Origin of the sequence: Geobacillus sp. E263 (genome assembly GCF_007197795.1) — a bacterium.
Taxonomy (GTDB): Bacteria; Bacillota; Bacilli; order Bacillales; family Anoxybacillaceae; genus Parageobacillus_B; species Parageobacillus_B toebii.
The window spans coordinates 2,776,448-2,801,649 of record NZ_CP041632.1; the positions used below are offsets into that span (position 1 = coordinate 2,776,448).

Consider the following 25,202-nt stretch of genomic DNA (forward strand, 5'->3'; position numbering starts at 1 on the left):
CAACAATAACTATAACATATTTTTCATAAAGAAAAAAACTTTTTCCTTTTAGTCATACGCCCATACATATGTTTTTGCCTTACATATGATGATGATGAAGCATCTGAGGCTGAATTGCTCCTTTTTGAAAGGAGGTGTTACAATGGGCGCACCTTATGCAGGAGGCTTTGCGTTAATTGTTGTGTTGTTTATTTTGTTAATTATTGTTGGATGCTCATGTTTATTCTAATTAACCCCTTCCCCTTGTCTACAACACATCTACAAAAAAGCTGGCAGCACAAGCTGTCAGCTTTTTTCTATGTAAATAACACTTCAAAATAGGAAGAAATTAATAAAATCGTAATAAGAACGTTGATTGTTCGAAAAACACTTGGTTGCTTTTCTTCTGGTATTTCCCTTTGCGCGCAAAGGCGAGATGTTAATTGATTAATAAGAAATAAAATAATGACAGCAAGGGGTATAAAGTACACCGTCAAACCTGTTTCCCCTCCTATTCATAATTACTCATTTACTTTACAACGTTTCTTTTTATAAATCAATATGATTTTTACAGAAAAACTCTTCTCCCCTGAAAAAAACTTTTTTATTGGTTGTTTTTCATAAATTAGGTAAAATATACGTAAAAACTTGTCCATTATGTTCGGCAAAAGGAGCGCGCATATGGGAACACTAGAGGAACGAATCGCCAAATTGGAATTCCATCGATCGTTGTTAATGGAAATGGTCGATGAAACAAAAAAACCGTTTTATTATCTTGTTATTAAAGCAAATTTAACAAAAGAAGAAGTAGATGAAGTGCTTGCCCTTTGCGAACAGTTAAACGAGGAATATGAAAAACAAAAAGCGGAAGGGCTGACGATTTTCACCCCGCTCCTCCTTCATTTCGCGGGAATGCTCCATCCTAGCCTTCCGCTCGAACAGACAGTTGACGCTCTCCTTAAGCAGCAAATGTTTGTCCCCCTAATGACGGAATTGAAAAAGTTAATGAAAACCGTTAGCTAGACTGACTTGTTAGCTCCTTTTCTTTTTCTTGCGATTTCGCGTTTCGTTTCACTAGTTTTCCATCTTGTTCCACGAAATCGTTTTTAATGTTTTCAAACGCTCTTTCAAAAATTTCCATAAAGTCATCGCCATAAATGTTGCGGATGATACACATCATTTCTAAAATTTCTGGAAACTTTCCATATAGCTCTCGCAGCGGCAATGCTCCGTTAAACACCGCGTTTTGCGTTGGATCATACGATTCCATTAATTTCAATAATACTTCTTCTCCTTTTTCTGTCAGTTCAATGTACGTATTGCGTTTATCGTCTTGTTTTTTCGAAAAGGAAATCAAGCCTCTCTCTTCTAATTTTTTTGAAAAATTAAACGCTGTGGATACATGCATCACTCCAAATTTTGCAATTTCCGAAATCGACGCCCCTTTAAAATGATATGCAATCCATAAAATATGATGTTCGTTAATGTTTAAGTCAAATGGTTTAATCCATTGCTGCCAGTCTTTTTCGATCGATTTCCAAAGCGCCTTGCTTAACTGAGCAATTCGTTGGCTAAATAGCATCGCCTCTTTTATAGAATAATTTTGCTCTGTCGTTTTCATCGTTCCACCCACTCTTTCCTCACCGTGTTTTTTACTTTCTATTATGCCAGTAAAATAAAAATTAATAAAGATAAAAATGTTTAATTTTTTTATTTTTGTGACCATTCCCCGCCGTTCATAGCTGTAAGTTAGCCAACATATAGTAAGCATAGGGGGAGAAAGCAATGATATATATGCAATCGTTTTTTTTTATGATTAGTTTCATATTTTTCTGTCTTTTCATAAATACTCTTTTTTCATTAACAAAAGCGAAAATGTATCCGCCAAAAATAGTATTAAAACAGCGTGCTTTCGGTTATATTGGAATAGCATTTTTTTGCTTTGTCACTGCTTGGCTACTCCGATATGTATAGCGTGATAGCAAAAAACCCGACCAAGATGATGATCGGGTTTTTTGCGATTGTTACGCATGCGCTGTAATGTTCATCCGCTTAAAAATGGACGAGGCAATTGGATAGATAATCACCATCACAATCGTATTAATCACAGCCGCCGGCAATACAACGGTCAGAAATAAAGCAGAAAAAGCTGCCCCGCCTGGCAATCCTACCAACAAAAGCGCAGCGGTTAAAAAGATCGTGCCAGAAATGATCGTGCCGACCGCTGTTAATATTGCGGCAGAAATCACCGTTTGACCATACTTTTTCAAAAGCAACACAAACGCGAAGAATACAAAAGCGGTAATCGTTTTGTCAATGATATTTGGAACTTGTCCCCCCGGGAATCCTGTTGTCATCGCGGAAATAATGCCTGTCACAACTCCAACAAGCCCCACTGCTTTAACATTCGGAAACAACAAAATAGCCAAAAACATCATTGTCAGCATCATGTCCGGCTTCATCCCAAAGAAAATTCCTGGAATGACCGCGTGCAATACCGCACCAATTCCGACTAACAATGCCAATGAAACTAGTACTCTCGTATTCATGCTCATCTCTCCTCATCTATTCTTTCCTAAGCTCCTCTAATAGTGCATTTGCACCTATTACGAGAATCTTTCTATCATTATATCACTTTGCAGTGTGAAAGTGAAGTGGGAATTTTCAGTTAAATTTCCGATAGAAATCATTCATAAATTCCGCTAACGCTTCACACGCTTCAAGCGGCACGGCATTATAAATCGATGCACGGCAGCCTCCAACAGAACGATGGCCGGCTAATCCAACAAATCCTTTCTCTTTTGCCTCCGCCAAAAATTTCTTCGTTAATTCTTCATTTGGCAGCCTAAATGTCACGTTCATAAGCGAACGGCTGTCCTTTTCCGCATGTGGGGCATAAAACCCATTGCTTGCATCAATCGCTTCGTATACGACAGCCGCTTTTTCTTTATTGCGTGCTTCGATCGCTTTCACACCGCCTTCTTCCTCGACCCATTCGAGCACAAGAGAAAGCATGTAAATCGCAAACGTTGGCGGCGTATTGTATAATGAATTACTTGAGCTGTACGTGCGGTAATCGAGCATCGTCGGCAAGTTATCCGGAATGCGCTCCAATAAGTCATTGCGGATAATTACCACCGTTACGCCGGACGGCCCAAGATTTTTTTGCGCCCCCGCATAAATTAATGCAAATTGCCCAACATTGATTTCCCTGCTTAAAATATCGCTCGACATATCGGCAATAAGATCAACTGGCAAATCAGGGAATTCATGCCATTGTGTGCCGAAAATCGTATTGTTGGAGGTAATATGTAAATACGCTGCGTTTTCGGAAAGCTGAATGTCTTCCGGATGCGGAATGTACGTATAATTCGCTTCTTTGCTTGATGCGGCGATATGAGTTTTTCCAACCTTCTTTGCCTCTTTCAGCGCTTTTTCCGACCACGATCCTGTTAACACGTAATTAGCGACATGGTCTTTTCCAAGCAAATTCATCGGCACCATCGAAAACTGCAGGCTCGCTCCGCCTTGTAAAAACAAGACGTCATGGGTATCAGGAATGTTCATCAGCCGTTTCAGCCGCTCTTTGGCGCTGTTGTGCACCGCATCGTATTCTTTGCTGCGATGGCTCAGCTCCATCACGGACATCCCTGTATTTTGAAAATTAAGCAATTCCGCTTGCGCCCGCTCTAATACCGGAAGCGGCAACGCTGACGGTCCCGCGTTGAAATTATACGCCCGTTTCATTTTTTCATCCCCCATTTTATTTCTTTAATGAATAAGAGAGTTAATATTATCCTAACACGAATTCCGAAAAAATAAAGGGAATTTTTCAAAAAATAAAGTCCTTGTTGGCTACAAGGACTTCGCTTGCTGGCGCCGCTCCCGCTCCTTTCGGATGCGCTCCATATAAATTTCTCCCTCTTTTTCAATAAATGCTTCATCGATTTCTCTCTCTTTCGCTGCTGTTCTTACTGCCATGTAACCGCTAAAAATAATTCCCGCAACAACTAAATAAATCCACCATGGCATGCTAAGCATTAACATCCCCCTTTTTCTGGCTTGTCTTACTAAACTATACGCACAAAATCAATGATCTATGCATAAAGAAAGAGGCGGAAAATACCGCCTCTTTCGTATTGTGCAATGCTTATTCTTTTTTTCTTTGCTTGCTGCTTTCAAGGCTTATGAATAATGCAAGAAGCCCACTGCCTTAGCCGTTGGGGAGAAGGCTTTATGATGTCCCCCCTCTTTCTTGCATTAAAACAGAAGAGAAAATTGGTTTATAAAATGAACGATTTTCTAATGCATAAATTCGTTCCGTAAACTCACCCGGCTTTACTTTTTCAAGCGCCCGGTCGATCATATTCATTTTCGCATCCAAATTGTCAATGTAATGAAGAATTTCTGCTTCTTTCACCATTGGCGGCTTCGGACTGCCCCATTCCGCTTTTCCGTGATGGGAAAGCACCATATGTTGCAGCACGACGATTTCTTCGCCGCTGATGCCAAGATGTTCAGCAGCTTTGCTGATTTCGCCTACCATAATCGGAATATGTCCAAGCAGCTTGCCTTCGAGCGTATACGAAGCGGACACTGGGCCAGACAGCTCAATTACCTTGCCAAGGTCATGTAAAATCACGCCAGCGTATAATAAATCTCTATTCAATGACGGATATAAATTCACAAGCGCTTTTGCCAATTCTAACATCGACACGACATGGTACGCCAATCCAGAAATAAATTCATGGTGGTTTTTCGTCGCCGCCGGATAGTCAAAAAATTTCTGTTCGTATTTTTTTAATAAATAGCGCGTAATCCGCTGAATATTTGGATTTTGCATTGCAAATATGTATTCTGTAATTTTTTCCATCATGTCTTCGCGTTTCATTGGGGCCGTCTCGAGAAAATCGGATACACGGACAGCATCCCCTTCGTGAGCGAGACGAATCGAGCGGATTTTCAGCTGCATTTTTCCTCGGTAATTATGAATGTCGCCCAATACTTTAACAATGCTTTCCGGCACGTAGACACTTTCATCTTCCGGAGACACATCCCATAGTTTCGCTTCAATATCTCCAGTTTTGTCTTGCAAAATCAATGTTAAAAACGGTTTCCCGTTACTAGCGATTCCTTTTGTCACCGATTTAATGAGCAAATACACATCGACTTGCTCGCCAACCTCATAATGAACAATTCCTTTCGCCAACCTTTTCCCTCCGTTTCCGTCTTTGCGTATAGTTAAGTATACCACATGTGTGCAAAACACAAAAAGAAAACCTTGCCTTAGGCAAGGCCTTACTTTTTCGTCAATTGCACCGCTTTTTTCATATCTTTCAGTGAACCAGATTTTCCGTACATAAGCACTCCGCCGCGATACACCTTCGATCCGAAAAAGGCAAGCAAGCCAATCGTAGCGATTAATAAAACAAGGCTGAGCACCACTTCCCAAAATGGAACAGGCAGTAACCCAACACGCAAAAACATAATCATTGGCGCGAAAAACGGAATGAATGATGTCACCGTAATAAAGGACGACTCTGGAGCGTTTAAGCCAAACATCGCGATCATAAACGCAGCAATGACAACAATCATCACCGGCATAATCATTTGCTGTACGTCTTCCACGCGGCTGACGAGCGAACCAAGCACGGCAAATAATGTCGCATATAAGAAATAACCTAAAAGGAAGAAAATAATCGCATACACAAATGTCGAGACAGGAAGATGATCAAAACCGAGAAATTTCCACAATTCTTGCCCGCTGCTTTTCAGCGCTGTGAAGCCAACCGCAAATAAAATCGCAAACTGTGTTAAACTAAGAAGCGCAACCCCTAGGATTTTCCCGAACAGCTGCTGGATCGGGTGAACGCTTGATACCAAAATTTCCATGACGCGCGACGACTTTTCCGTCGCCACCTCTGTGGAAATCATGCCGCCGTACATGAGAACAAACATGTACATCGCAAACAGCAGCACGTAAACGAGAACGCGCGCCTGATTCAACTCTTCCTCCGTTTTCGCGTTTTTTTCCAATGCCACTTTTTCAAACGGCACCGGTTCATATAGCTGTGCAATCTGCTCTTGTTTAAGACCGAGTTTTGCTGTTGCCAGCGTTGTTTTCAGCTGCTGGAGCGCTTGCTCAAGCTTGCTTGGCGTATCGTTGTCGGCAATCGTGTTCGCGTAATATGCTGCTTTCGGCAGCTGCTTCTCATCGGCGGAAACTACGAGGAGCGCATCCCACTTGCCATTGCGGACGGCCTCCTTTGCCTTTTCTTCCGGACCGGTCACCTTCTTTAACTTGAGATCATCGTGTTTTCCCTGTTTTAGCTGTGCCTCAAGCGGTTCGTAAAACACTCCCGTTGTATCAATGACCGCCACCGTTGTTTTTTCATCCTTTGTAAAAAATTCAATAATATGCTGGATGTTGGCCATCGCAAAGACAAAGAGACTCGTAATAATCGTTGTGATGATAAACGATTTCGCTTTCAGCTTTGTCGTATACGTATGCCAAAGTACAATCCAAAACTTATTCATACGCCGCACCTACTTTTTCAATGAAAATATCGTTTAACGAAGGCTCTTCTAGCGCAAACTTGCGAATAAATCCTTTGTTGGCAATATGGGAAAGAATTTTTTGCGACACGTCTTCGTTTTCGATTTGCAAATGCACGCCTTCCGCTGTCCGCTTCATTTTGACAACCCCTGGGAACTCCGCCAGCTCATCAAGCGGCATATCAGCATGAATAATAATGTTCTTTTTGCCAAAAGACCGCTTCACTTCTTTCAATGATCCGTATACGACCGGCCGACCGCGGTGCATAATGCAAAGATGCTCGCACAACTCTTCGACATGCTCCATACGATGGCTCGAAAAGACAATCGTCGTTCCATTGTTTTTTAAATCGATGACCGCTTCTTTTAACAGCTCGACATTGACCGGATCGAGCCCACTAAACGGCTCGTCTAAGATTAATAGCTTCGGCTTATGCAACACGGCGGCGATAAATTGAATTTTTTGCTGATTCCCTTTCGACAGTTCCTCAACCCGCTTGTCCGCGTACTCCGGCACGTTAAACCGTTCAAGCCACGCTTCCATTTCTTTTATAATCGCTGCTTTATCCATGCCGCGCAGCCTGCCTAAATAAATAAGCTGATCTTTTACTTTCAGTTTCGGGTACAGACCGCGCTCTTCCGGCAAATAACCGATGAGATGGCTTTTCGAGTAGTCGATTTTTTCTCCATTCCACGTAATCGTTCCTTCCGTTGGTTCCAGCAAGCCTAAAATCATGCGAAACGTTGTCGTCTTTCCCGCCCCGTTCGCGCCAAGAAATCCGAACAAGTTTCCTTCCGGAATCGTTAACGTGACATCGTTGACCGCAGTCACTGTGCCAAACCGCTTTGTCACATGCGCTAACTGTAACGACATTCTCACTCCCCCAATTTTAGATAAAATTTCCACTAAATCATACACGTTTATCATAGCGAAAAGTTTCATCATTTAGAAGGAATTTTTTTTAAAATAGCAAAATAATAATATGAATCACCATTCAGCAAAGGGGGGACTACTATGCCAACATATATATTAACAGCATTCGACAAAAGTGGAGAAAAACTGTTGGACGAAACGTTCGAAGCCGCGAACGATGAAGAAGCAAAAAAAATCGGCGAACAAAAATTGCGCGAACATAACTGCCACGATAAAACGCACCGCTGTGTAACATCAAGCGGAAAGCTGATTTTATTCCACCGTTGACACGAATAAAGCCCGGTTGCCGAAAGCAATCGGGTTTTGAACAGAAAGGACGGGAAAAACAAGGAAAGATATGCATAAAACGCAGCAGGCGGAACAGCTTCACCATGATGAGGACAAAGTCTTTGCACCTACCGAAGACTTACAAAGGATCGAAGGAGGCGTATGGAATCAAAAGAGCTTTCGCCCGGATTCACGAGAACATCCGCTGGAAGCCCACTGCTTTAGCTGTGGGAGGAAGGCGGGGTTTATATTTTCAGTATATATTGAATTTTTTGTTCAATATAAGTACACTGGATTTAGAAAGGTAGGTGAATCAAGAATGCTCTGCACTCTCAAGATTAAATTAATGCCAACTCTTGAACAGTTTCATGCGCTGCTGGAAACAATGAAACGGTTTAACCAAGCATGCAACTATATTAGCGAGATTGCTTTTCGCTCCAGAACCTTTTCCAAAACGAAAATCCAGCGGCTTTGCTACTATGACGTCAGGGAAAAATTTGGCCTCTCTGCCCAAATGACCGTTCGTGCCATCGGCAAAGTGTCGGAAAGCTATCGTTTGGATAAAAAAACCTTGCATAACTTTAAAGAAACCGGTGCCATCGTGTATGATGAAAGAATCCTGTCCTTTAAAGGGTTAGAGTATGCTTCCATCCTTACCTTGCAAGGAAGAATGGAAATCCCTATGGTCATTAGCCGCTACCATCAAGGTTTGCTGTGCGGCAACCGTGTTCGGGGTCAAGCCGATTTAGTCCTTCAAAACGGTATTTTTTATTTACTGCTCGTGGTGGACGTTCCCGAAGGCCAGCCCAATTCCGAAAACGGATTTATCGGTGTGGACCTTGGCATCATTAATATCGCCGTCGATAGCACCGGTGAGGTATTTTCCGGCTCGAAGGTCAACGGGCTGCGCCGCCGCCATGCGAAACTTCGCGCCAAACTCCAAAAGAAAGGCACCAAGTCAGCGAAACGCCTGCTTAAAAAGCGTTCCAAGAAGGAAAAACTATTTGCCCGTGATGTGAACCACTGCATTAGCAAGAAGATTGTTGAAAAGGCAAAGGCACTCGGATGCGGCATTGCCCTTGAAGATTTAAAGGGCATCCGCCAACGCACCGAGAAAACGGTTAAAAAGCAACAGCGTCGTCAACACTCTTCTTGGTCTTTTTATCAGTTGAGAAAGTTTATTGAGTATAAAGCGGCGATCGCTGGCGTGCCGGTGGTATTGGTTCATCCAAAAAATACTTCCCGCACCTGTCCGGTTTGCGGACATGTGGCCAAAGAAAACAGACCGTCAAGGGATCAGTTTTGTTGTCGAGCTTGTGGGTACGCTGCCCCTGCCGACAACGTGGCTGCGGAAAACATCCGCAGGGCTGCTGTCAACCAGCCGAACGCGGCAGCCAATTAGGCTAGTTGCAAGCCCACGGCTTTAGCCGTTGGGTAGTTGACTGCTGTTCCCTCTATCCAAACAACGCCTCCAGCATTTTCAGTTTTTCGTTCGTGTAATGGACAAAATTTTCGTTATACACCTTCGGTTCTTTCGGATTGGCAAAGCGGGTAATTTTTCGAGTCTTCGGATCGACAAACTTGCTGGACGCGCCGCAGCCAAGCCCGATAATCGACTGTTGTTCTTCCATAATCATAATGTTGTAAATGCTTTCTTTTCCCGGCAAGGCATATCCGACGTTTTCGAGGTTGCCGAGAATGTTTTTTTGCCGATACAAATAGTACGGAACATAGCCGTGCCGCTTCGTCCACTCTTGGGCCGCTTTCATCATTTCGCTGATTTCGTCGCGGTCGGCGACTTTGTATTTCGCTTTGTTTTTTGTCATTTCCGATGCTCGTTTAAACGAAAGCGTATGCACCGTTAACGACTCCGGCATGAGTTTTTCCGTTTGCGCCAATGTATAGGAAAATTCTTTTGTTCCTTCCCCCGGAAGCCCGATAATTAAATCCATGTTAATGTTGTTCATGCCCATCTCGCGGGCAAGATGAAACTTTTCAATCGTTTCGTCTACCGTATGGTGACGGCCGATTGCTTTTAGCGTTTCCTGAATGTAAGACTGTGGGTTAATGCTGATGCGATCGATGTTCCACTTTTTAAGCACATTCAGTTTCTCTGGTGTAATCGTGTCCGGACGCCCCGCCTCGACCGTGATTTCGCGGACACGCTCGACATTTGGGAACGACTGATACATTTCCGCATACAGCCGGTCCATTTCTTCGGCGGTGATGCTTGTTGGCGTGCCGCCGCCGTAATAAATTGTCGTAATGTTGATGCCGCGCTCTTTTAAAAAGCGGCCGACTTCCCGCATTTCGTAATGCAACCCAGCTAAAAAGGCATCGACGGAACCTTGGCGCCCGCCAATCGCATACGCTGGAAACGTACAATACGCGCATTTCGTTGGGCAAAACGGAATGCCGATATAAATGCTTACTTCATGGGCGAGGTCATATAAATCTGGCACGACTGTAAGCTGGCGGTCGACGATTTCCTGCATCAGCTCAATTTTTTCTTCTGTTACTAAATAATCATCGCGAAGCTGACGGTGCGCTTCCTCTTTTGAAAGACCGGAACGCAGCTTTTGATGCAACAGTTTTACCGGACGTATTCCTGTCAACACTCCCCATTGTTGAATCAGACCGGTATATTGCTGCAATAACGTCAAATATACATGAAACACCGTATATTTTATTTGTTTGAAACGATCTTTCTCCTCAAGATAGCCGGATACGTCTTTTTCATGATCCGCTTCATATTTATTTCCCGTTAATTTTTCCGTCAATATTCCATGCACATGAACACGCTTGTCGCCGTTTATCGAAAGCGCAACTGCTATATCTGCGTCGTGAACCGATTCAAATACCAGCTCATATTCTTCGAAAAATAATCCTGTGATTACCTCCAACGGACGTTGAAACCGCTCGACATCATGTAATCCTTGAATTTGAACGCGCAATGACATCACCTTTCCCAGTCAAGCTTATTTAAGTGTACAGAAGGCAATTCGCTCTCGTCAAGTAACGAGATTCGCCAATGAAAAAGCTGGGACCATCCATCCCAGCTTTCCTTTTATCGTTTTATTTTTAATTTCCGCAGAAATTCCGGTCGCAGCTGCTTGCGGAAATGTTCTTTAATCATGTAGGCGACACCGAGCTGTTCGTTCGAACGTGTCACCCAGTCAGCTGCTTTTTTCACTTCCACTGGCGCATTTCCCATTGCGACTCCTAGACCAACAGCTTCAATCGCTGGCATGTCGTCGAGACCATCGCCGATTACAACCATTTCTTTTAAAGAAATCCCTAAATGATTGCCAAGGCGCTGCAATCCTGCGAGTTTTGACACGCCCTGCGGTACAATTTCCATCTTTTCGTTTGGGTGCATAATCATATCAATGGTCGGGAACGCTTTTGCTAATACCGACATGGCCTCATTCCTTTCTCGTTCGTTTGCAAAATAGACATCGATTTTCGGAACAGCCACTGGTTCATCCATTAATATATTGCCGAGCGAATCGACAAACTGCGTCGGATAAAAAAACGGATCGCCTGATGATAACACCGTTTTTACGACTAAATTTTTTTGCACTTTGTTCCGATTGCCGATCGAATAGCGCTCATGCATCAATCGAATGTTGCAATTGTAATTTTCAAGCACCTGCACAATGTTAAATGTCCGTTCTTCTGGAATAAGCGCTTCAAATATTTTTTCCTTTAGTGATTTTCCGATTATTGCACCTTGAAACGTGATCAATTCGCTATCCAATTTTAACGCTTTTGCGACTTTCCGTGCCGCGAGCAAATTTCGGCTCGTCATTAACGTTACGTAAACTCCTTTTCGTTTCACATATTCTACTGCTTCTTTTGTTTCCCTTTGCAGGCGGCCGTTGTTTTTTAAAATCGTTCCATCAATATTGAGAGCAAGCAATTTGTACATCGCTGTCTCCCCCTTTTCGAAAAAGTTGAATCTTGCCCCTCTTTGCGTTCGGCGTTTTTTTCTTTTTGAATTGTTTCTCCCTCCGCTTTTCTTCTCTGTCTAGCTTCAGCTCGCCTCCGCTTTTCTTCCCTGTCTAGCTTCGGCTCGCAACCGCTCGGGGTCAAATAACCTTCGCCTTCGGGGCGACAAGCACCCCTGCAGGCGAAGAACATTTGCCCATCGCGGTTAAGCAGCTCGCCTCCGCTTTTCTTCCTATCACTTCATAGCTATGATAAAACGGACAAAAAAAGAACACCCAATACGAGTGTTCACATTTGTTCTGCGAATGAACGATATAGTTCCTCTAGCGGTTTCATCGTGATTTGTTGAATATCGGATAATACCATGCTCATTCGTTGTTCAAGCGTCATCAGCTGGGCAAGCTTTTCGTTTTGCTGGGTGAGCGCCATCGCTTTTTGCGCTTGCTCGATTTCTTCCGGTAAAATTTCAGCACCAGTCATCTGTTTTTCATGAAGGCGCATTTGCAAATTGCGGAAATTCGTAAATAGGCGATACGCGGTTTCGTCGCGGCGCACCGCTTCGTATGCCTGCTTTAATTGTTGAAAATCACTGCTTGTACGGATGGCCTGCTCCAGCTGCTCGGCAAGGACATAGAGTTGATTGGACATAAAAAAGCCTCCCAATAAAAAATAATGTATCACTATCATAACGTATGCGCCGAGAAAAAGCGATATGACTAACAAAAATTTGATAATCCGGACGGAACAGCATTTTGATTTCAAGTGTGTTTGTCACTCCACCGACCATCAAATCATCCCATGTTTCTCCCCTTTCACGCATGTCTGCAATCACCAATATTAGGCGAAAATCATACGATACGATATGAAACATTTGCCTAATTTTTCATTATAGAGCTTGTGTAACAAAAGAGCAAATGAGGGAGAACGATGAACCACCCCCAAGCTATCGCCGTGATGACAGAAATTTTTCATACAGACTCACATGTTCACTTTGGATCCATACATGAATTTTGCAAGGAATTAGCGGAATATAGCAAGCAACATCACCTAACTTTATACGTTACATCTTTATCGATGTATTTAGAAAATGAACGAATTGGCTATCAGTGGATCAATGGAGAATGGACAAAAACGGAAGTACCGCCTGCAAAAGTGATCTATAACCGCATTCATTCACGAAAAACAGAATTAACCAGCTTATTTGAACGTCTTATCCAAAAGCTAAAAGATGAACATGTTCTTATGTTTAATCACCGTTTTTTGCATAAATGGGAAGTGCACGAATGTTTAATGAGCCATCCGTACTTGCATCCGTATTTGCCAAAAACAGAGTTATTCACAAAGAAACAAATGCTCGACGACTTTCTTGAACAATTTCCTGTCGTTTTTATTAAACCAATTTACGGCAGCCAAGGACGCCATATTTTGCGCATTGAAAAAACGGAAGGCGAGTTTCGCCTTGACTATTCCACGTTCATGAAAGATACGATGCAACAATATCCTTCTACTTCCGCCCTGTTTGCGGTCTTGAAAGAACGAATAAAGCTGGCATCCATCATTCAGCAAGGCATTGCCCTCCAGACGATGGAAGGACGTCTCGTTGATTTTCGGCTATCATGCCACCGCATTCATGACAGCGAATGGCGCGTAACATCCGCTATCGCACGCGTCGCCCAGCAAGAACAATTTGTCGCCAATCTTGCCCGCGGCGGGGAAATCATTTCAATAGATGAGGTATTGCGGAAATGGTATGAACAAAACAGAGCGTTCCAGCAAAAAATGCTGTTAAAAGAAATCGCGCTCGAAACAGCTTCCGTATTAGCAAATGAAGCCGACGGATTATATGGAGAGTTCGGCATTGATTTAGCGATCGACCAAGAAAACAAACCATGGATTATCGAAGTAAACACAAAACCATCCAAACAGACCGATATGGCAATGTCAAATCGCCTTATTCGACCTTCCGCTAAAGCGATTATTGACTATTGTTTATCGCTTATCGAGCAAAAGGAGTGAGTAAAATTGATTTCTCTTGGATTTGTCACCGTCTATGATCAACAAGAAGTAAAGTATTCCACAGAAGTTGCCAAGCGGGCTGATCGTTATGGCATTACCGTATACCACTTTACCCCTTTTGATATTGACCCGTTAACGGAAAAAGTGCGCGGCCTGCAATTTGATAACACCAAGCAATCATGGATAGAAAGCACTTTTGACATTCCCACCTTTTTATATGACCGTTGCTTTTATCGTGCGGATGACCGCTCAAAAAAAAGCAAACCGATCGTACAATGGTTAAAACATCGGCCAGATATTACATTTTTAGGACACGGATTCCCAAGCAAATGGGAATTGTACAAGAAGGTCATTGAACATCCATTGCTTTCCCCGTATATTCCCAAAACAGAACGTCTTCAATCCGCTATGGATGTACTGCACATGATCCAGAAAGAAAAAGCCGTCATTTGCAAGCCTGAACACGGCTCGCGCGGCAAGGGCATTTATGTCATAAAACAAATGAGGAACTTACTTCATATTTTAGATGCAAGTGGTCAAACAATTGCCCATATCAGACGAGAAAACGATTTGCAACGGTGGATTAATGATTTGCTTCAACACAATTCATACCTTATTCAGCCGTTTTTGCCGTTACAGACGAAGAAAAACGAGCCGTTCGATATCCGTTTTCTCTTCCAAAAAAACGAACGAGGCAAATGGAGCGAACGAGGCAGAGCGGTGCGAATCGGACAGCCTGGAACAATGATTGCCAACGTCAGTGCCGGCGCTTCCATTTTCGATTTTTCGGAATGGATCAACCAAGTTTCTTCCCCACAACGCCTTTTTATTACCGATGGAATCGAAACGATTACAAACGTGTTGCCATCCTACTTGGAAGAGCAATTTGGCCCATTGTTTGAACTAGGTCTTGATCTCGGGATTACTGAGGAAGGCGCTGTATGGATCATTGATATGAATTCGAAGCCAGGCCGAAAAATTATTACTGCACTCACTCCTGAAAACTGTGACGTCTACGAAGCACCGCTTCGCTATTGTCTGTTTCTCGCAAACGAGGTGAATATCTCATGAAATATACATTAACGATACAAGAGGCGGAAGAAAATACGATTTATCTTCCGCCCGATATTTCGCTCTCCGGGCAAACGATGGCCGCGTTCGGAAGCATGTCCACCGCATGCTGCTTTGTTTCGTCCCCGGTTTTAGACAAACATATCGTTATCACAAACGATGTTGCCAAACGCTTACAAATCCCATTTTCTGCCGATATTCATCTATTTCTCACTGAAGACACCGTCCATCTTGGTCCGCTCATTGGCATTTTTACCGCAGGGTTTACGAAATCGCCGCTTCGTCCGGTGGGAAAACGGAGCTTTTTCTTTGCGAAACTGCTTTCACAAGAGAAAAAAGTCGGCGGATTTGCTTTTGTTTTTGGCGCTCATCATATTCATTGGGAGAAAGGAACGATAACGGGGTATTTTTATACAGAAAACGGTTGGGTCCAGCATGAAGTTCCGTTTCCTACCGTTATCTACAATCGCTTGCCAAACCGTCGAATTGAAAACGATGAAACATTCCAAGCAATTAAAGAAACATTAAAAAAAGAATACGGAATTCCTTTGTTTAACGAAAACTTTTTTAATAAATGGGAAATATACCGTCTGCTTGAAAAACATCCATTATCCAGGCCGTACCTTCCAAACACATCTTTTTATCCTACGATCAAGACCGCCGATCAATTTTTAAAACGTTATGGCGAAGCATATTTAAAGCCCGCCAACGGCAGTCTCGGTTTAGGTATTTACCATCTTTTGAAGAAAAACACGAAGTATGAATGCCGATTTCGAGATGAACATGGAACTAACCGGTCGCAAACCTTTCCAACGTTATCATCTTTGTGGGAAAACGTTTTTTCACAAAAAAAATTAGATTCATATATTATCCAACAAGGGATTCGCCTCATGGAAGTCAATGGAAGAAAATTCGATTTTCGCGTTCATACAAATAAAAACGAAGAAGGGGTTTGGCAGGTGAGCGCGATCGCTGCAAAAATCGCAGAAAAAAGAAGCGTTACGACCCATATTAACAATGGGGGCATCGTAAAAACGATCGAAGAAATTTTCCCAGACCGAAGCACTCGCAACCATATCATAAGGCAACTTCATGACACCGCTCTTACCCTAAGCCGTTGTCTTGAGGAACAGCTTCAGATGAACATTGGTGAAATCGGATTTGATCTTGGAATCGACCAACAATATCGGATTTGGATGTTTGAAGCAAATTCGAAGCCGGGACGATGCATTTTTAAACATCCGAAGCTAAAGCGATATGATGAACTAACAGCGATGCTCTCTCTTGCGTACGCCGTTTATTTAAGTAAAAAAATAATTGATGAACCAGAGGCGTTATTCACATGACGATCATTTGCTACAATGAAAAAAAACAACAATGGTTTCATCAAGATGAAGGCCGTACCTACGTTTTTGGATACCAGCATCCATTGGCTTTTTCTAACGAATTGCCGTCTTTTTCGTTTCACGTAAAAGAACAGCGGGGAAAAGTAGGACCGCTTGTCGGCATTATGATTAGCGAATCTTCCATTCCCGCTTTGTTAAAACGAAAAAAACGATATATCGAGCTGATCACCACTTCCTTGCAAGAAGCGGGAAGTATCGCTATCGTTTTACCATTTAGCTCTATCTATGAAAAATTCGTTCAAGGATATGTATTCGTTCGCGGCCTCGGACAGTGGGTGCCTGTTACCGCCCCTCTTCCCGACGTTTTTTACAACCGAATCAAAAGCAGATCAGAAGAAAAAACAGACGAATTCCAACGAATCATCGAATTTTTAAACAACCTTTGCATTCCATTTTTTAATCGTTCTTTTTTTACAAAGTGGGAATTATACGAGACATTACAAAAAAACGACCAATTGCGCCCGCATTTGCCAGCTACGCTTTTAGTTCATGATACGGACGATATACGAAAAATGCTGCAAACACACGGAAGTGTATACGTTAAACCAAACGAAGGAGCAAAAGGAAAAGGGCTGTTTCGCTTAACTTCTTCTCCTTTACAAACACACATCCTTTACGAACAAATAAATGTTCGAAAAACACTCACTTCCCTTGACGAACTCACTCCTCTTTTTTCATCGAAACGCTATATTGTCCAACAAACAATTGACGCTGATACATGGAAAGGAAATCGGTATGATTTGCGTGTTCTCGTTCATTATCACCACGGCGCTTATGCAATCAGCGGCATTGGTGTGCGGATGGCGCCAGCGCAACAACTGACAACACACGTCCTAAACGGCGGAAAACTTCTGCCGTATTCCGAAGTGAAACATCGGATCGATGAAGCCCTTTTATGTAACCTAATTTCCGAGTGCGGGAAAGAAATGAGCAAGCATTTCGGTTTTATTGGCGAGTTTTCCGCGGATATTGGCCTTAGCAAAGATGGACAATTGTACATGTACGAACTGAACGCCAAACCGATGATTTTCGACGAACTGGACATTCAACATCATGGTGCCAAACAGCTTATCTCCCTATTTGATGAACTAGCTGGTTTTTTATCATCGTAAAAAATAGCTGGCTATATTGAATGGCCTGCTGTAATGAGTGATCTGCCGCTTTTTGTGCAGCTCCCGATAACATCTCACTTGCTTTTCGACACAACATTCCTTTTTTTAATTCATTGGAACAAAGCGCATACAACAGTTCGGAAACCGAAGCTGTTACGATCTTTTCACTGTCGCTTTCTTCATATGCCCCGGCAAGTAAATAGTGAATATATTGCCATAGCTTATATTGACGTGTTATATCCTCTAAATACAGAATAAATTGTTGTTTCCACGTTTCATCGCTCACTATTTCTGCCATCTGTTCTGCTAGTTGCGTTGATGTTCTTGTTATGTACAGCAGTTGTTTCACCGTACGTATCATTGTGTTCCCTCCTTGCTTGTCCTGCTTTTTGACATATATATGATGAATACGAATAATCTATGCTTTTATAATACAAACTACAAAAAACAAGGAGGGACGCATTATGACGGAACGAAACAAACGGAATTATCAAGATTCCCAATATGAAGGACGCGATGAACACTATATGGATATCGACCGTATGATCAATGAGGGATTGGCAGGGGGCTATGTCCATGGCCACGGTGATGCCGTAAACATCGAGGAAGCGCGCGACTTAGCAAAAGAAGAACCTCCTCATGAAACAACGTAGCCATTCAAAAACCGATTTTCCTTTTTATTGGGAAAATCGGTTTTTCTTTTTGTATAATAAGCTAAAAAGAATCATGAAGTGAAGAAAGGAAACATCGCCATGCTCAAACAGCTAAAATCCTACTATAAGGATGCAATCGTCATTAATGAACAAGTAACCGACACTGATGCATATGAATGGTTTTATACAAAAGATGGAGATAAAATCGGAATTTGCAAACAACGTCTATCGAAACAGGAAAAACAGCTATTATCGATTTTTCTCACGCCGATTCCCGACGTTGGCCGTATGATCAGCGATGAAGAAATGGCATGGCATCGTTGGGTCACGCATGGAGATTCAACGTTGCTGCAGCATTTTTCCTCCCAGTCCCCGTATTATCGCTTTATTCATTTTTTCATAAAAGGTTCTGTTGTCAACAAAGATAATTTTTTCGATGTCATCAGCGGGTTGTTTTCCGAACATATTATTATCGTTTGGGAACACGACTACCAAGGTGTCATTATTGAAAAAAAACAAAAACCAACCCTAGATCCTTTGCCGTTTGCTGAAATTATTGATACATTATCTACCGATTTTTATATCACCATTCATCTATTTATCGGGCACATCCATCCATATGGTGACCATCTTTATGAATTATTTTGCCACGAAAAACAATGTTTCCAGCTAGCACAAACGTATATGCCAACACAAACGGTATATCAGATGGAAGATGTGATTCCGCTATTGCTTATCCATGGTTCCTCGGAACTTGAAATGATCAAGAAGTCGCTTCCTTTTCTCGAAACATTGGATGACGAGTCACTTCATATCATCAAAACGTTTTTTCAATGCAATCTAAACGTTTCCTTAGCGGCAAAAAAGTTATATATGCACCGCAACAGTTTACAATATCGCATTGATAAATTTATTGAAAAAACAGGAATCGATATTAAACATTTTAAAGGAGCTGTCGCTGTGTATTTAGCAATATTATTACAGCAATATGCGGACCATTGAACTACAGTAAAGCCAGGATCACCATACGAGGCAAGCGCATAGTCCGTCTATTCGTCATCTTGCCTGAAATCTCCCTCTTTTTTTGTGCATGTTGTCCATTTACGAATTCTGCTATTTTCGGTACGCTTAAAGCAGTTGAAAACGTTTTCTAATAGGGGGAGTGAGAATATGGCAGAGCTTCGTTTAGAGCACATTTATAAAATTTACGATAACAACGTAATCGCTGTAAAAGATTTTAACCTACATATTAAAGATAAGGAATTTATCGTCTTTGTCGGTCCATCCGGCTGCGGCAAATCAACAACATTGCGGATGATTGCCGGCCTTGAGGAAATTTCAAAAGGCGACTTATATATTGACGGCAAGCGCATGAATGATGTTGCGCCAAAAGACCGCGATATTGCGATGGTATTCCAAAACTACGCTCTTTATCCGCATATGACCGTTTACGATAACATGGCATTTGGTTTAAAACTTCGGAAATTCCCAAAAGCAGAAATCGAACGCCGCGTTCGTGAAGCAGCGCGCATTCTTGGCCTTGAGCAATACTTAGATCGCAAGCCAAAAGCGCTTTCCGGTGGTCAACGTCAACGGGTGGCATTAGGCCGCGCTATCGTCCGTGACGCAAAAGTATTTTTAATGGACGAGCCGCTTTCGAACCTAGACGCAAAACTTCGTGTGCAAATGCGTTCCGAAATCGCTAAATTGCATCAGCGTTTAGAAACAACAACAATTTATGTCACACACGACCAAACGGAAGCAATGACAATGGCAACACGGCTTGTTGTCATGAAAGATGGTGTCATCCAACAAGTTGGCACACCGAGAGAAGTATATGAAAAACCAGAAAATATTTTCGTCGGTGGCTTTATCGGTTCCCCAGCGATGAACTTCTTAAAAGGAATATTGCAAGATGGCAAGTTTGTCATTGGAAATATTACTATTGGCGTTCCAGAAGGAAAAATGAAAGTGCTTCGCGACCAGGGCTATATCGGCAAAGAAGTCATTTTAGGCATTCGCCCAGAAGACATCCATGATGAACCACTCTTCCTTGAAGCATCGCCAAATACGAAAATTACCACCCGCGTTGAGGTAGCCGAGCTGCTTGGTGCAGAATCGATGATTTATTCCAATATTAATGGACAAGAATTTGTCGCACGCATCGATGCCCGCACAGAAATCAAGCCAGGCCACCAATTAGACCTTGCCTTAGATATGAACAAAGCACACTTTTTTGATATTGAAACGGAAAAACGAATCCGTTCTGCGGATGAAAAATAACGATATCGTTCCCCAAAATATTGCACAGGCTCTAGCGATGATGCTAGAGCCTATTCTTTAATAAACCGCACTTCTTCGTGACAGCAATGCAGACAATAAAAAAGATGCACACATTCGTGCCGAATCAATGTCTTCGGATACCCATCGACCAATTTCATCATATCAATATCCATATAAGGGCTGTAATCATCATAATAATCGGTTATTTTACCTTTATCTTCCATTTGATTCTGACAACAAGAACAATATACTGTTACATTACGTAAACCGTTGCAAAGCGGACAAATGTTCATCATGTTTCCTCCTGCTAAAAACATTACCTTATTTTACATATTCCCTAATACACAAAACAGTAAAACGTTAAAAATTACCATAAGAAAGAAATGAATAATGAAAGAAAAACGTCTCAAACTATTAGTACCATTAGCAAACAGTACATTGGGTTCAGCCTAGTTTGGCGGCATGCTTATAACAGCATGCGGTGCTGGTGCAAATCCAGACAACCCAGCCATCAAAACTTAAACAAGGAGATGATCATAATGGCACGTAACAACAATTCTAACCAACTACTAGTCGCTGGTGCGCAACAAGCAATCGATCAAATGAAGTATGAAATCGCTCAAGAATTTGGTGTAAACCTTGGCCCTGACACAACTTCTCGCGCTAACGGTTCTGTTGGCGGCGAAATTACAAAACGCCTTGTAGCAATGGCGCAACAACAAATCGGCGGCCAATTCGGCACTCGCTAATAAAAACTTCATATACATGGCTTAAGCCCCAGGCGTCTTGCCTGGGGCTTTATCTTGTTACTCGATGAGTTGTAAAAATTGTTTTGTGCGCTCATGTTTCGGAGAAACGAGCAGCTGTTCCGGTGCTCCTCTTTCCACGATGATTCCCCCATCCATAAAAACCACTTCATCGGCTGCTTCTTTCGCAAACCTCATTTCATGAGTGACGACGATCATTGTCATTCCTTCATTCGCCAAACTTTTCATGACTTTCAGCACTTCACCGACAAGCTCCGGGTCTAACGCTGATGTTGGTTCGTCAAACAGCATGACTTCCGGTTCCATGGCGAGCGCCCGTGCGATCGCGACACGCTGCTGCTGCCCTCCAGACAGCTGAAATGGATAATGATTGGCTTTATCTTTCAGCCCCACTTTCTCCAACAATGCCATCGCTCTCTCGCGTACTCGCTCTTTCTTTTCGCGCTTGACCGTCACAGGTCCTTCCATGACGTTTTCAAGGGCGGTCCTTCCACACCAACAATTTGAGCGCCATACGACCGCGCTAAATCCGCATAGTTGCTTGTCATCGATTGCGCTGCTTTTAGTCCTTTTATGTCTTCAAATTTAGATACTTTATTGTTATCTTTATGAACGACTAACACCGCCATAGAAGTAATGTACGGATCAGAAAAATCATATTTCTGTTGCCGGTCCCGGCGGATTCCGACTTCATTGGCAATCATGTCAAAACGTTTTGCGTCCAATCCCGCGAACATCGCATCCCACTGTGTTTCCATAAACACAGGCTTGACGCCGAGACGCTTCGCTACTTCTCTTGCCAAATCCACATCAAAACCGGTTAACTTTCCGCTTTTATCATGAAACGTAAACGGCGGATATGTTCCCTCTGTTCCAATTCGCAATTCTCCCGATTTTTTCACCTGCGCTAACAAGTCGGTTTCTTGCTTGCCCGACTTTTCCTTGGATTGCTGATTGCCGCATGCGGCCAACAACAAAATCGAAGCTGTCAACAAAAGAAGCAAACTTTTGAGAAAAAATCTTTTCATATATTTTTTAACCTCCATCATTCCGATTGGTTTTTAGCGACATATGTCATAATAAAAAAGTTTGTATATGATGTCAATAAAAGAGTATAAACGACAAAACAAAAAACGGAGCTTCTCGCTCCTTACATATTTTCCACTAACGGCGGCTCATTTAATGAAACAAGTACTTTCCTAATTCTGCGATTTTCGACTTGTCGTACGGTTAAAGTAAGCGGACCATAATGCAGCGTTTCGCCGACATTCGGCACGCGTTCAAACATTTCAAATATCCAACCGCCTAACGTATGGGAAGAGCTTTCCGGTGCATCAATTTTCATTATTTCGCAAAATTCATCAAGCGGAAGTTCAGCGTTAAATTCATAACTGTTTTCATCGATTTGTTGAATATTTTTTACCGCTTCATCATGCTCATCCCATATTTCTCCAACAATTTGTTCAATAATGTCTTCAAGCGTAATTAATCCTGCTGTTCCTCCAAACTCATCAATGACAATTGCCATATGCACTCTGCTTTTTTGAAGTTCCGGCAACAAATCAGAAATTTTCATTGATTCCACGACAAACAGCGGCTTGCGTAATAACGCGCGAATGTTTATATCTTTTTGTTGTACAAGCTCACTAAAAAAGTCCCTTTCAGATAAAATACCAATCACATTATCAATATCTTCCTCATACACCGGTATACGGGAGTACTTTTCTTCAAGAAAAACATCTCGAATTGCTTCGATCGGCTGATTTACTTCCACAGCGACCATATCTGACCGTGGCGTAAAAATTTCTCCAACTAAAATTTCATCAAAATCGAGCGAACGGTGAATTAATTCTTTTTCTTTGTTGTCAATAATGCCTTCTTCTTCACTTAAATCAATCATCACTTTAATTTCCTCTTCCGTTACTGCTGGAACAACCGTTCCATTCGTAAACCGTTTCGCTACGCTCTCTTTTACAGCGTTAAATAATGTCGTGATGGGTGAAAGCAGTTTCATCAATGCGTAAACAATTCCGGCATAACGAATCGATAGCGATTCCGCATGCTCTTTCGCAATCGATTTTGGCAAAATTTCACCGAAGATTAAAAGAAGCACGGTCATGACAATAATCGCAGCAATAAGACCTGCACGCTCCCCAAGCATCGTTGTCGCAATATCTGCTAAAAACGCAACGGCAACAATACTTGTGACTCTGTTTGCAACAAGCACCGTCAATAAGACGCGATCTAAGTTTTCCATAATGTAATTTACTCGCTTGCTGCCACGGTGATTTTCTTCCACATAATTTTTCAAGCGAATTTTATTCGCTGAAGAAAATGCGGCTTCCACCGAAGAAAAGAAGGCAACTAACACGATACAAAGAAAAAACCACCCTAACAGACTCAGAGGCAACTCTCCCAAAGAATCTTCACTCTCCTAAATAAAAAAACGTACTTTGTTAGTATTTTAGTATTATCCATTGTATTTATTACATTATATCAAATTTTTCACAAAAAGCCTATTCGCAAAACGCCTATCGTCTAAAATATAATAAAACTGCAGGATGATCCCTGCAGCTTTTTATGACTCGATGATGATTGAACCGATAAAATATATCAGCACAAGCAATGAAGCAATGTTTAACGTTACGGATAATTCCTCCATAAATGCCCCTCCTAACGATAATCATCCCCATTGTTATGTTAACACAATAATTTTCTCAATACGTAAGACATTTTATACAACTTTTTGACAAATCCATTTTTTCCCCTTGCAATTTTATTGTGAGAAAGGTAATACTTATTACTCTATCTGTAGATGAGCATTTTTCATTACAATAATTTCCATGGTTAGAGAGACAAACAGGGTACCCCTTACGCGATACGGAGCTGTTTTTTGATCACATCAATGGGAATATCTTGCTTTGCAGCGTCATAAATGAACTCGACGACGCTGTGGTCTTTCCGCGACCGAAGAAGCTCCAGCCCGGTGGAGAGGTTTTGGCGGGATTCGGCGATGCTGTACACGCAGGCCAACAGCACCACCGCCCAATACCGTTTCACCGCCCGAATGTGGCGAACGCGGTATCCATCCAGCTTCAGTTGATCTTTCGCCTGCCGGAAAAAGCACTCGATCGTCCAACGCTGAGCATAGTAACGCAAGATGTCTTCGTCCCCGAGTTCCCGGTCGGTGCTCAAGATGCAATGAAGATGTTCCGGCGCCATCGGCTGATCCGCCTTCCAAGCCAGCAGCACCACCGCGTCATCGAGGCCATGGATGGCCCCCTCATAGCGATACACGCGATAACGCTCCTGCCCCACCGTGACGAGGCGGGTGTCTTTGGACTCGATATAGCGGGCAAACTGCTTGGCTTGGATGGCGATGCCTTTCGGGTAGAGAATCCGGTTCGTCTTGAGCATCGCGATGACATGGAATCCCTGTTTCAGACAGGCTTCGATGAGCTTCTTAGACGGATACCACGAATCCATGAGCACATACACCGGCTGAGCCCGCTTCACCTTGAGCGAGGAAAGCATCTCGATCGCCAGGTCGATCTTGCTTTTTCCCGCTTTCTTGTCATACAGGCGGAACGCAAATGGGAACGCCTGCGTGAAGGTGTGCACCATCAGCCAAACGAGCGAATGCCCCCAGACCGATTGATGATCTTTATGCGAGTAGTGCCAGTCGCACCCTTGAATGGCGTGCACAGCCCGTGACGAAGGCTTTGTTTTTTGGCAAATCGTATCATCAATCGAAACAAAAAGGGGTTGATTCTTCCGTTTGGCCAGTCGTTCGACCTGGGAAAGGATCCACTCTTGAAGCTTCCCAAGCAGTCTTTCCTCGTTCCAAGGGCTTTTCGTGAAAAAGTGACTGAGCGTCGTTCGATGATTCGGATGAAAGCTCCAGTAATGAATATCAGTCAATGTTCCCGAGAATCCCTTGGTGGTCAAGGCATCGACAATATGAATGAGATGCTTGATGACCGGTTTGGAAAGCTGCAGCGTCAACCCCAGCGTGAAGAAAAACTTGTGGATTCCTTGGTGATGTGCTAATCTATTCATGAGACATGAACCTCCTTGTGGATAGTTGGTGGTACATCTATTCTAACCAAGGAATCGGGTTCATGTCTCCTTTTTTGTTTAGTTGTCAATTTATGTCAGTGAATTTGCTCATCTACAGACTCTATTATAAAAAAGGCTAATCGACAATC

28 protein-coding genes and 2 pseudogenes are annotated in these 25,202 nt (G+C 42.6%); 13 read left to right on the top strand and 17 right to left on the bottom strand.

Annotated elements, in window-relative coordinates; genetic code table 11:
• Positions 1–142 precede the first annotated feature (142 nt).
• Complete coding sequence (locus tag FNL97_RS14190; protein ID WP_073967926.1) at positions 143–229, top strand: YjcZ family sporulation protein; 87 nt, start codon at positions 143–145, stop codon at positions 227–229.
• A gap of 67 nt (positions 230–296) precedes the next feature.
• Here the strand turns inward: FNL97_RS14190 and FNL97_RS14195 are convergent, their stop codons facing one another.
• The gene (locus tag FNL97_RS14195; protein WP_012749337.1) at positions 297–476 is read right to left on the bottom strand and encodes a hypothetical protein; all 180 of its coding nucleotides are present in this window, start codon (positions 474–476) and stop codon (positions 297–299) included.
• Between the two features lie 184 nt (positions 477–660).
• On the opposite strand from FNL97_RS14195, the gene FNL97_RS14200 reads away from it, so the two are divergent.
• Positions 661–1,002 (top strand): YhaI family protein, encoded by a 342-nt coding sequence (locus FNL97_RS14200; RefSeq protein ID WP_143416013.1) that lies wholly within the window; start codon positions 661–663, stop codon positions 1,000–1,002.
• Here FNL97_RS14200 and FNL97_RS14205 read toward each other — a convergent pair.
• The gene (locus FNL97_RS14205) at positions 995–1,600 is read right to left on the bottom strand and encodes an HTH-type transcriptional regulator Hpr (RefSeq protein ID WP_205729474.1); all 606 of its coding nucleotides are present in this window, start codon (positions 1,598–1,600) and stop codon (positions 995–997) included. The genes FNL97_RS14200 and FNL97_RS14205 overlap by 8 nt on opposite strands.
• Before the next feature lie 173 nt (positions 1,601–1,773).
• On the opposite strand from FNL97_RS14205, the gene yhzF reads away from it, so the two are divergent.
• Positions 1,774–1,953: a membrane protein YhzF gene (yhzF, locus tag FNL97_RS18550; RefSeq protein ID WP_502707817.1), complete on the top strand. Its 180-nt coding sequence runs from the start codon at positions 1,774–1,776 to the stop codon at positions 1,951–1,953.
• Between the two features lie 50 nt (positions 1,954–2,003).
• Here yhzF and FNL97_RS14215 read toward each other — a convergent pair whose 3' ends face one another.
• The 6 genes from FNL97_RS14215 to FNL97_RS14240 all read right to left on the bottom strand — a co-directional run bounded on the left by FNL97_RS14215 (position 2,004) and on the right by FNL97_RS14240 (position 7,408).
• The gene (locus FNL97_RS14215) at positions 2,004–2,528 is read right to left on the bottom strand and encodes a tryptophan transporter (protein WP_012749334.1); all 525 of its coding nucleotides are present in this window, start codon (positions 2,526–2,528) and stop codon (positions 2,004–2,006) included.
• A 115-nt stretch (positions 2,529–2,643) separates the two neighbouring features.
• Positions 2,644–3,726 (bottom strand): 3-phosphoserine/phosphohydroxythreonine transaminase, encoded by a 1,083-nt coding sequence (serC, locus tag FNL97_RS14220; RefSeq protein WP_012749333.1) that lies wholly within the window; start codon positions 3,724–3,726, stop codon positions 2,644–2,646.
• A 108-nt stretch (positions 3,727–3,834) separates the two neighbouring features.
• Positions 3,835–4,020, bottom strand: coding sequence for a sporulation YhaL family protein (locus FNL97_RS14225; RefSeq protein ID WP_012749332.1), 186 nt, complete (start codon positions 4,018–4,020; stop codon positions 3,835–3,837).
• A 193-nt stretch (positions 4,021–4,213) separates the two neighbouring features.
• On the bottom strand, positions 4,214–5,188 hold the full coding sequence (gene yhaM, locus FNL97_RS14230) for a 3'-5' exoribonuclease YhaM (protein ID WP_012749331.1): 975 nt from the start codon (positions 5,186–5,188) through the stop codon (positions 4,214–4,216).
• Positions 5,189–5,277: 89 nt separating this feature from the next.
• Positions 5,278–6,516 carry an ABC transporter permease gene (locus FNL97_RS14235; protein WP_143416015.1) on the bottom strand — a complete coding sequence of 413 codons (1,239 nt, stop codon included), beginning with the start codon at positions 6,514–6,516 and terminating at the stop codon, positions 5,278–5,280.
• On the bottom strand, positions 6,509–7,408 hold the full coding sequence (locus FNL97_RS14240) for an ABC transporter ATP-binding protein (RefSeq protein ID WP_012749329.1): 900 nt from the start codon (positions 7,406–7,408) through the stop codon (positions 6,509–6,511). Before FNL97_RS14240 ends, FNL97_RS14235 begins: the two co-directional genes overlap by 8 nt.
• A 141-nt stretch (positions 7,409–7,549) precedes the next feature.
• Between FNL97_RS14240 and FNL97_RS14245 the strand changes: the two genes are divergently transcribed.
• Both FNL97_RS14245 and FNL97_RS14250 read left to right on the top strand, forming a co-directional pair.
• Positions 7,550–7,735: a YhzD family protein gene (locus tag FNL97_RS14245; protein WP_012749328.1), complete on the top strand. Its 186-nt coding sequence runs from the start codon at positions 7,550–7,552 to the stop codon at positions 7,733–7,735.
• Between the two features lie 319 nt (positions 7,736–8,054).
• Positions 8,055–9,137 (top strand): RNA-guided endonuclease InsQ/TnpB family protein, encoded by a 1,083-nt coding sequence (locus FNL97_RS14250; RefSeq protein WP_015863580.1) that lies wholly within the window; start codon positions 8,055–8,057, stop codon positions 9,135–9,137.
• 52 nt (positions 9,138–9,189) lie between these two features.
• Here the strand turns inward: FNL97_RS14250 and FNL97_RS14255 are convergent, their stop codons facing one another.
• The 3 genes from FNL97_RS14255 to FNL97_RS14265 all read right to left on the bottom strand — a co-directional run bounded on the left by FNL97_RS14255 (position 9,190) and on the right by FNL97_RS14265 (position 12,334).
• The gene (locus tag FNL97_RS14255; protein ID WP_143416016.1) at positions 9,190–10,695 is read right to left on the bottom strand and encodes a coproporphyrinogen III oxidase; all 1,506 of its coding nucleotides are present in this window, start codon (positions 10,693–10,695) and stop codon (positions 9,190–9,192) included.
• A 107-nt stretch (positions 10,696–10,802) separates the two neighbouring features.
• Entirely contained in the window at positions 10,803–11,666 is an 864-nt protein-coding gene (locus FNL97_RS14260) for a Cof-type HAD-IIB family hydrolase (RefSeq protein ID WP_012749326.1), read from the bottom strand.
• A gap of 308 nt (positions 11,667–11,974) precedes the next feature.
• Positions 11,975–12,334, bottom strand: coding sequence for a YlbF/YmcA family competence regulator (locus FNL97_RS14265; protein WP_143416017.1), 360 nt, complete (start codon positions 12,332–12,334; stop codon positions 11,975–11,977).
• A 279-nt stretch (positions 12,335–12,613) separates the two neighbouring features.
• Between FNL97_RS14265 and FNL97_RS14270 the strand changes: the two genes are divergently transcribed.
• The 4 genes from FNL97_RS14270 to FNL97_RS14285 are packed head-to-tail and all read left to right on the top strand — an operon-like array spanning position 12,614 to position 17,291.
• Entirely contained in the window at positions 12,614–13,702 is a 1,089-nt protein-coding gene (locus FNL97_RS14270) for a YheC/YheD family endospore coat-associated protein (RefSeq protein WP_143416018.1), read from the top strand.
• A gap of 6 nt (positions 13,703–13,708) precedes the next feature.
• Complete coding sequence (locus tag FNL97_RS14275; protein WP_143416019.1) at positions 13,709–14,773, top strand: YheC/YheD family endospore coat-associated protein; 1,065 nt, start codon at positions 13,709–13,711, stop codon at positions 14,771–14,773.
• Positions 14,770–16,119 (top strand): YheC/YheD family endospore coat-associated protein, encoded by a 1,350-nt coding sequence (locus tag FNL97_RS14280; protein WP_062679193.1) that lies wholly within the window; start codon positions 14,770–14,772, stop codon positions 16,117–16,119. Before FNL97_RS14275 ends, FNL97_RS14280 begins: the two co-directional genes overlap by 4 nt.
• On the top strand, positions 16,116–17,291 hold the full coding sequence (locus FNL97_RS14285) for a YheC/YheD family endospore coat-associated protein (protein ID WP_062679192.1): 1,176 nt from the start codon (positions 16,116–16,118) through the stop codon (positions 17,289–17,291). The genes FNL97_RS14280 and FNL97_RS14285 overlap by 4 nt, the downstream gene beginning before the upstream one ends.
• Here FNL97_RS14285 and FNL97_RS14290 read toward each other — a convergent pair.
• Positions 17,248–17,652: a hypothetical protein gene (locus FNL97_RS14290; RefSeq protein WP_012749320.1), complete on the bottom strand. Its 405-nt coding sequence runs from the start codon at positions 17,650–17,652 to the stop codon at positions 17,248–17,250. The genes FNL97_RS14285 and FNL97_RS14290 overlap by 44 nt on opposite strands.
• Positions 17,653–17,755: 103 nt before the next feature.
• On the opposite strand from FNL97_RS14290, the gene FNL97_RS14295 reads away from it, so the two are divergent.
• From FNL97_RS14295 to FNL97_RS14305, 3 genes are all read left to right on the top strand, one after another.
• Entirely contained in the window at positions 17,756–17,944 is a 189-nt protein-coding gene (locus FNL97_RS14295; protein ID WP_012749319.1) for a hypothetical protein, read from the top strand.
• 99 nt (positions 17,945–18,043) lie between these two features.
• Positions 18,044–18,946 (top strand): PucR family transcriptional regulator, encoded by a 903-nt coding sequence (locus FNL97_RS14300; RefSeq protein WP_143416020.1) that lies wholly within the window; start codon positions 18,044–18,046, stop codon positions 18,944–18,946.
• A 168-nt stretch (positions 18,947–19,114) separates the two neighbouring features.
• A complete protein-coding gene (locus tag FNL97_RS14305) occupies positions 19,115–20,227 on the top strand; it encodes an ABC transporter ATP-binding protein (RefSeq protein ID WP_143416021.1) in 1,113 nt (370 codons plus the stop codon).
• 50 nt (positions 20,228–20,277) lie between these two features.
• Here FNL97_RS14305 and FNL97_RS14310 read toward each other — a convergent pair whose 3' ends face one another.
• Entirely contained in the window at positions 20,278–20,520 is a 243-nt protein-coding gene (locus FNL97_RS14310; protein WP_143416345.1) for a hypothetical protein, read from the bottom strand.
• Positions 20,521–20,766: 246 nt separating this feature from the next.
• Between FNL97_RS14310 and FNL97_RS14315 the strand changes: the two genes are divergently transcribed.
• The gene (locus FNL97_RS14315) at positions 20,767–20,976 is read left to right on the top strand and encodes an alpha/beta-type small acid-soluble spore protein (protein WP_062679188.1); all 210 of its coding nucleotides are present in this window, start codon (positions 20,767–20,769) and stop codon (positions 20,974–20,976) included.
• A gap of 57 nt (positions 20,977–21,033) precedes the next feature.
• Here the strand turns inward: FNL97_RS14315 and FNL97_RS14320 are convergent.
• The 4 genes and pseudogenes from FNL97_RS14320 to FNL97_RS14335 all read right to left on the bottom strand — a co-directional run.
• Positions 21,034–21,567 (bottom strand): annotated as a pseudogene (locus FNL97_RS14320) (amino acid ABC transporter ATP-binding protein); the annotation flags it as partial.
• Positions 21,480–22,022, bottom strand: a pseudogene (locus FNL97_RS14325) (transporter substrate-binding domain-containing protein); the annotation flags it as partial. The pseudogenes FNL97_RS14325 and FNL97_RS14320, both read right to left, overlap by 88 nt.
• Before the next feature lie 122 nt (positions 22,023–22,144).
• Positions 22,145–23,413, bottom strand: a complete 1,269-nt coding sequence (locus tag FNL97_RS14330) for a hemolysin family protein (protein ID WP_012749314.1) — start codon at positions 23,411–23,413, stop codon at positions 22,145–22,147.
• A 452-nt stretch (positions 23,414–23,865) separates the two neighbouring features.
• Positions 23,866–25,053, bottom strand: a complete 1,188-nt coding sequence (locus FNL97_RS14335; protein WP_012748853.1) for an IS701 family transposase — start codon at positions 25,051–25,053, stop codon at positions 23,866–23,868.
• Positions 25,054–25,202 lie beyond the last annotated feature (149 nt).

What these genes read in the sequence shown, in the direction of transcription:
- FNL97_RS14235 (WP_143416015.1), bottom strand. Translation starts at nt 6,516, where the DNA reads ATGAATAAGTTTTGGATTGTACTTTGGCATACGTATACGACAAAGCTG.
- FNL97_RS14285 (WP_062679192.1), top strand. Translation starts at nt 16,116, where the DNA reads ATGACGATCATTTGCTACAATGAAAAAAAACAACAATGGTTTCATCAA.
- serC (WP_012749333.1), bottom strand. Translation starts at nt 3,726, where the DNA reads ATGAAACGGGCGTATAATTTCAACGCGGGACCGTCAGCGTTGCCGCTT.
- FNL97_RS14305 (WP_143416021.1), top strand. Translation starts at nt 19,115, where the DNA reads ATGGCAGAGCTTCGTTTAGAGCACATTTATAAAATTTACGATAACAAC.
- FNL97_RS14315 (WP_062679188.1), top strand. Translation starts at nt 20,767, where the DNA reads ATGGCACGTAACAACAATTCTAACCAACTACTAGTCGCTGGTGCGCAA.
- FNL97_RS14270 (WP_143416018.1), top strand. Translation starts at nt 12,614, where the DNA reads ATGAACCACCCCCAAGCTATCGCCGTGATGACAGAAATTTTTCATACA.
- FNL97_RS14240 (WP_012749329.1), bottom strand. Translation starts at nt 7,408, where the DNA reads ATGTCGTTACAGTTAGCGCATGTGACAAAGCGGTTTGGCACAGTGACT.
- FNL97_RS14215 (WP_012749334.1), bottom strand. Translation starts at nt 2,528, where the DNA reads ATGAATACGAGAGTACTAGTTTCATTGGCATTGTTAGTCGGAATTGGT.
- FNL97_RS14335 (WP_012748853.1), bottom strand. Translation starts at nt 25,053, where the DNA reads ATGAATAGATTAGCACATCACCAAGGAATCCACAAGTTTTTCTTCACG.
- yhzF (WP_502707817.1), top strand. Translation starts at nt 1,774, where the DNA reads ATGCAATCGTTTTTTTTTATGATTAGTTTCATATTTTTCTGTCTTTTC.
- FNL97_RS14290 (WP_012749320.1), bottom strand. Translation starts at nt 17,652, where the DNA reads ATGATACGTACGGTGAAACAACTGCTGTACATAACAAGAACATCAACG.
- FNL97_RS14225 (WP_012749332.1), bottom strand. Translation starts at nt 4,020, where the DNA reads ATGCTTAGCATGCCATGGTGGATTTATTTAGTTGTTGCGGGAATTATT.
- FNL97_RS14310 (WP_143416345.1), bottom strand. Translation starts at nt 20,520, where the DNA reads ATGAACATTTGTCCGCTTTGCAACGGTTTACGTAATGTAACAGTATAT.
- FNL97_RS14280 (WP_062679193.1), top strand. Translation starts at nt 14,770, where the DNA reads ATGAAATATACATTAACGATACAAGAGGCGGAAGAAAATACGATTTAT.
- FNL97_RS14260 (WP_012749326.1), bottom strand. Translation starts at nt 11,666, where the DNA reads ATGTACAAATTGCTTGCTCTCAATATTGATGGAACGATTTTAAAAAAC.
- FNL97_RS14245 (WP_012749328.1), top strand. Translation starts at nt 7,550, where the DNA reads ATGCCAACATATATATTAACAGCATTCGACAAAAGTGGAGAAAAACTG.
- FNL97_RS14255 (WP_143416016.1), bottom strand. Translation starts at nt 10,695, where the DNA reads ATGTCATTGCGCGTTCAAATTCAAGGATTACATGATGTCGAGCGGTTT.
- FNL97_RS14300 (WP_143416020.1), top strand. Translation starts at nt 18,044, where the DNA reads ATGCTCAAACAGCTAAAATCCTACTATAAGGATGCAATCGTCATTAAT.
- FNL97_RS14265 (WP_143416017.1), bottom strand. Translation starts at nt 12,334, where the DNA reads ATGTCCAATCAACTCTATGTCCTTGCCGAGCAGCTGGAGCAGGCCATC.
- FNL97_RS14190 (WP_073967926.1), top strand. Translation starts at nt 143, where the DNA reads ATGGGCGCACCTTATGCAGGAGGCTTTGCGTTAATTGTTGTGTTGTTT.
- FNL97_RS14250 (WP_015863580.1), top strand. Translation starts at nt 8,055, where the DNA reads ATGCTCTGCACTCTCAAGATTAAATTAATGCCAACTCTTGAACAGTTT.
- FNL97_RS14205 (WP_205729474.1), bottom strand. Translation starts at nt 1,600, where the DNA reads ATGAAAACGACAGAGCAAAATTATTCTATAAAAGAGGCGATGCTATTT.
- FNL97_RS14200 (WP_143416013.1), top strand. Translation starts at nt 661, where the DNA reads ATGGGAACACTAGAGGAACGAATCGCCAAATTGGAATTCCATCGATCG.
- FNL97_RS14295 (WP_012749319.1), top strand. Translation starts at nt 17,756, where the DNA reads ATGACGGAACGAAACAAACGGAATTATCAAGATTCCCAATATGAAGGA.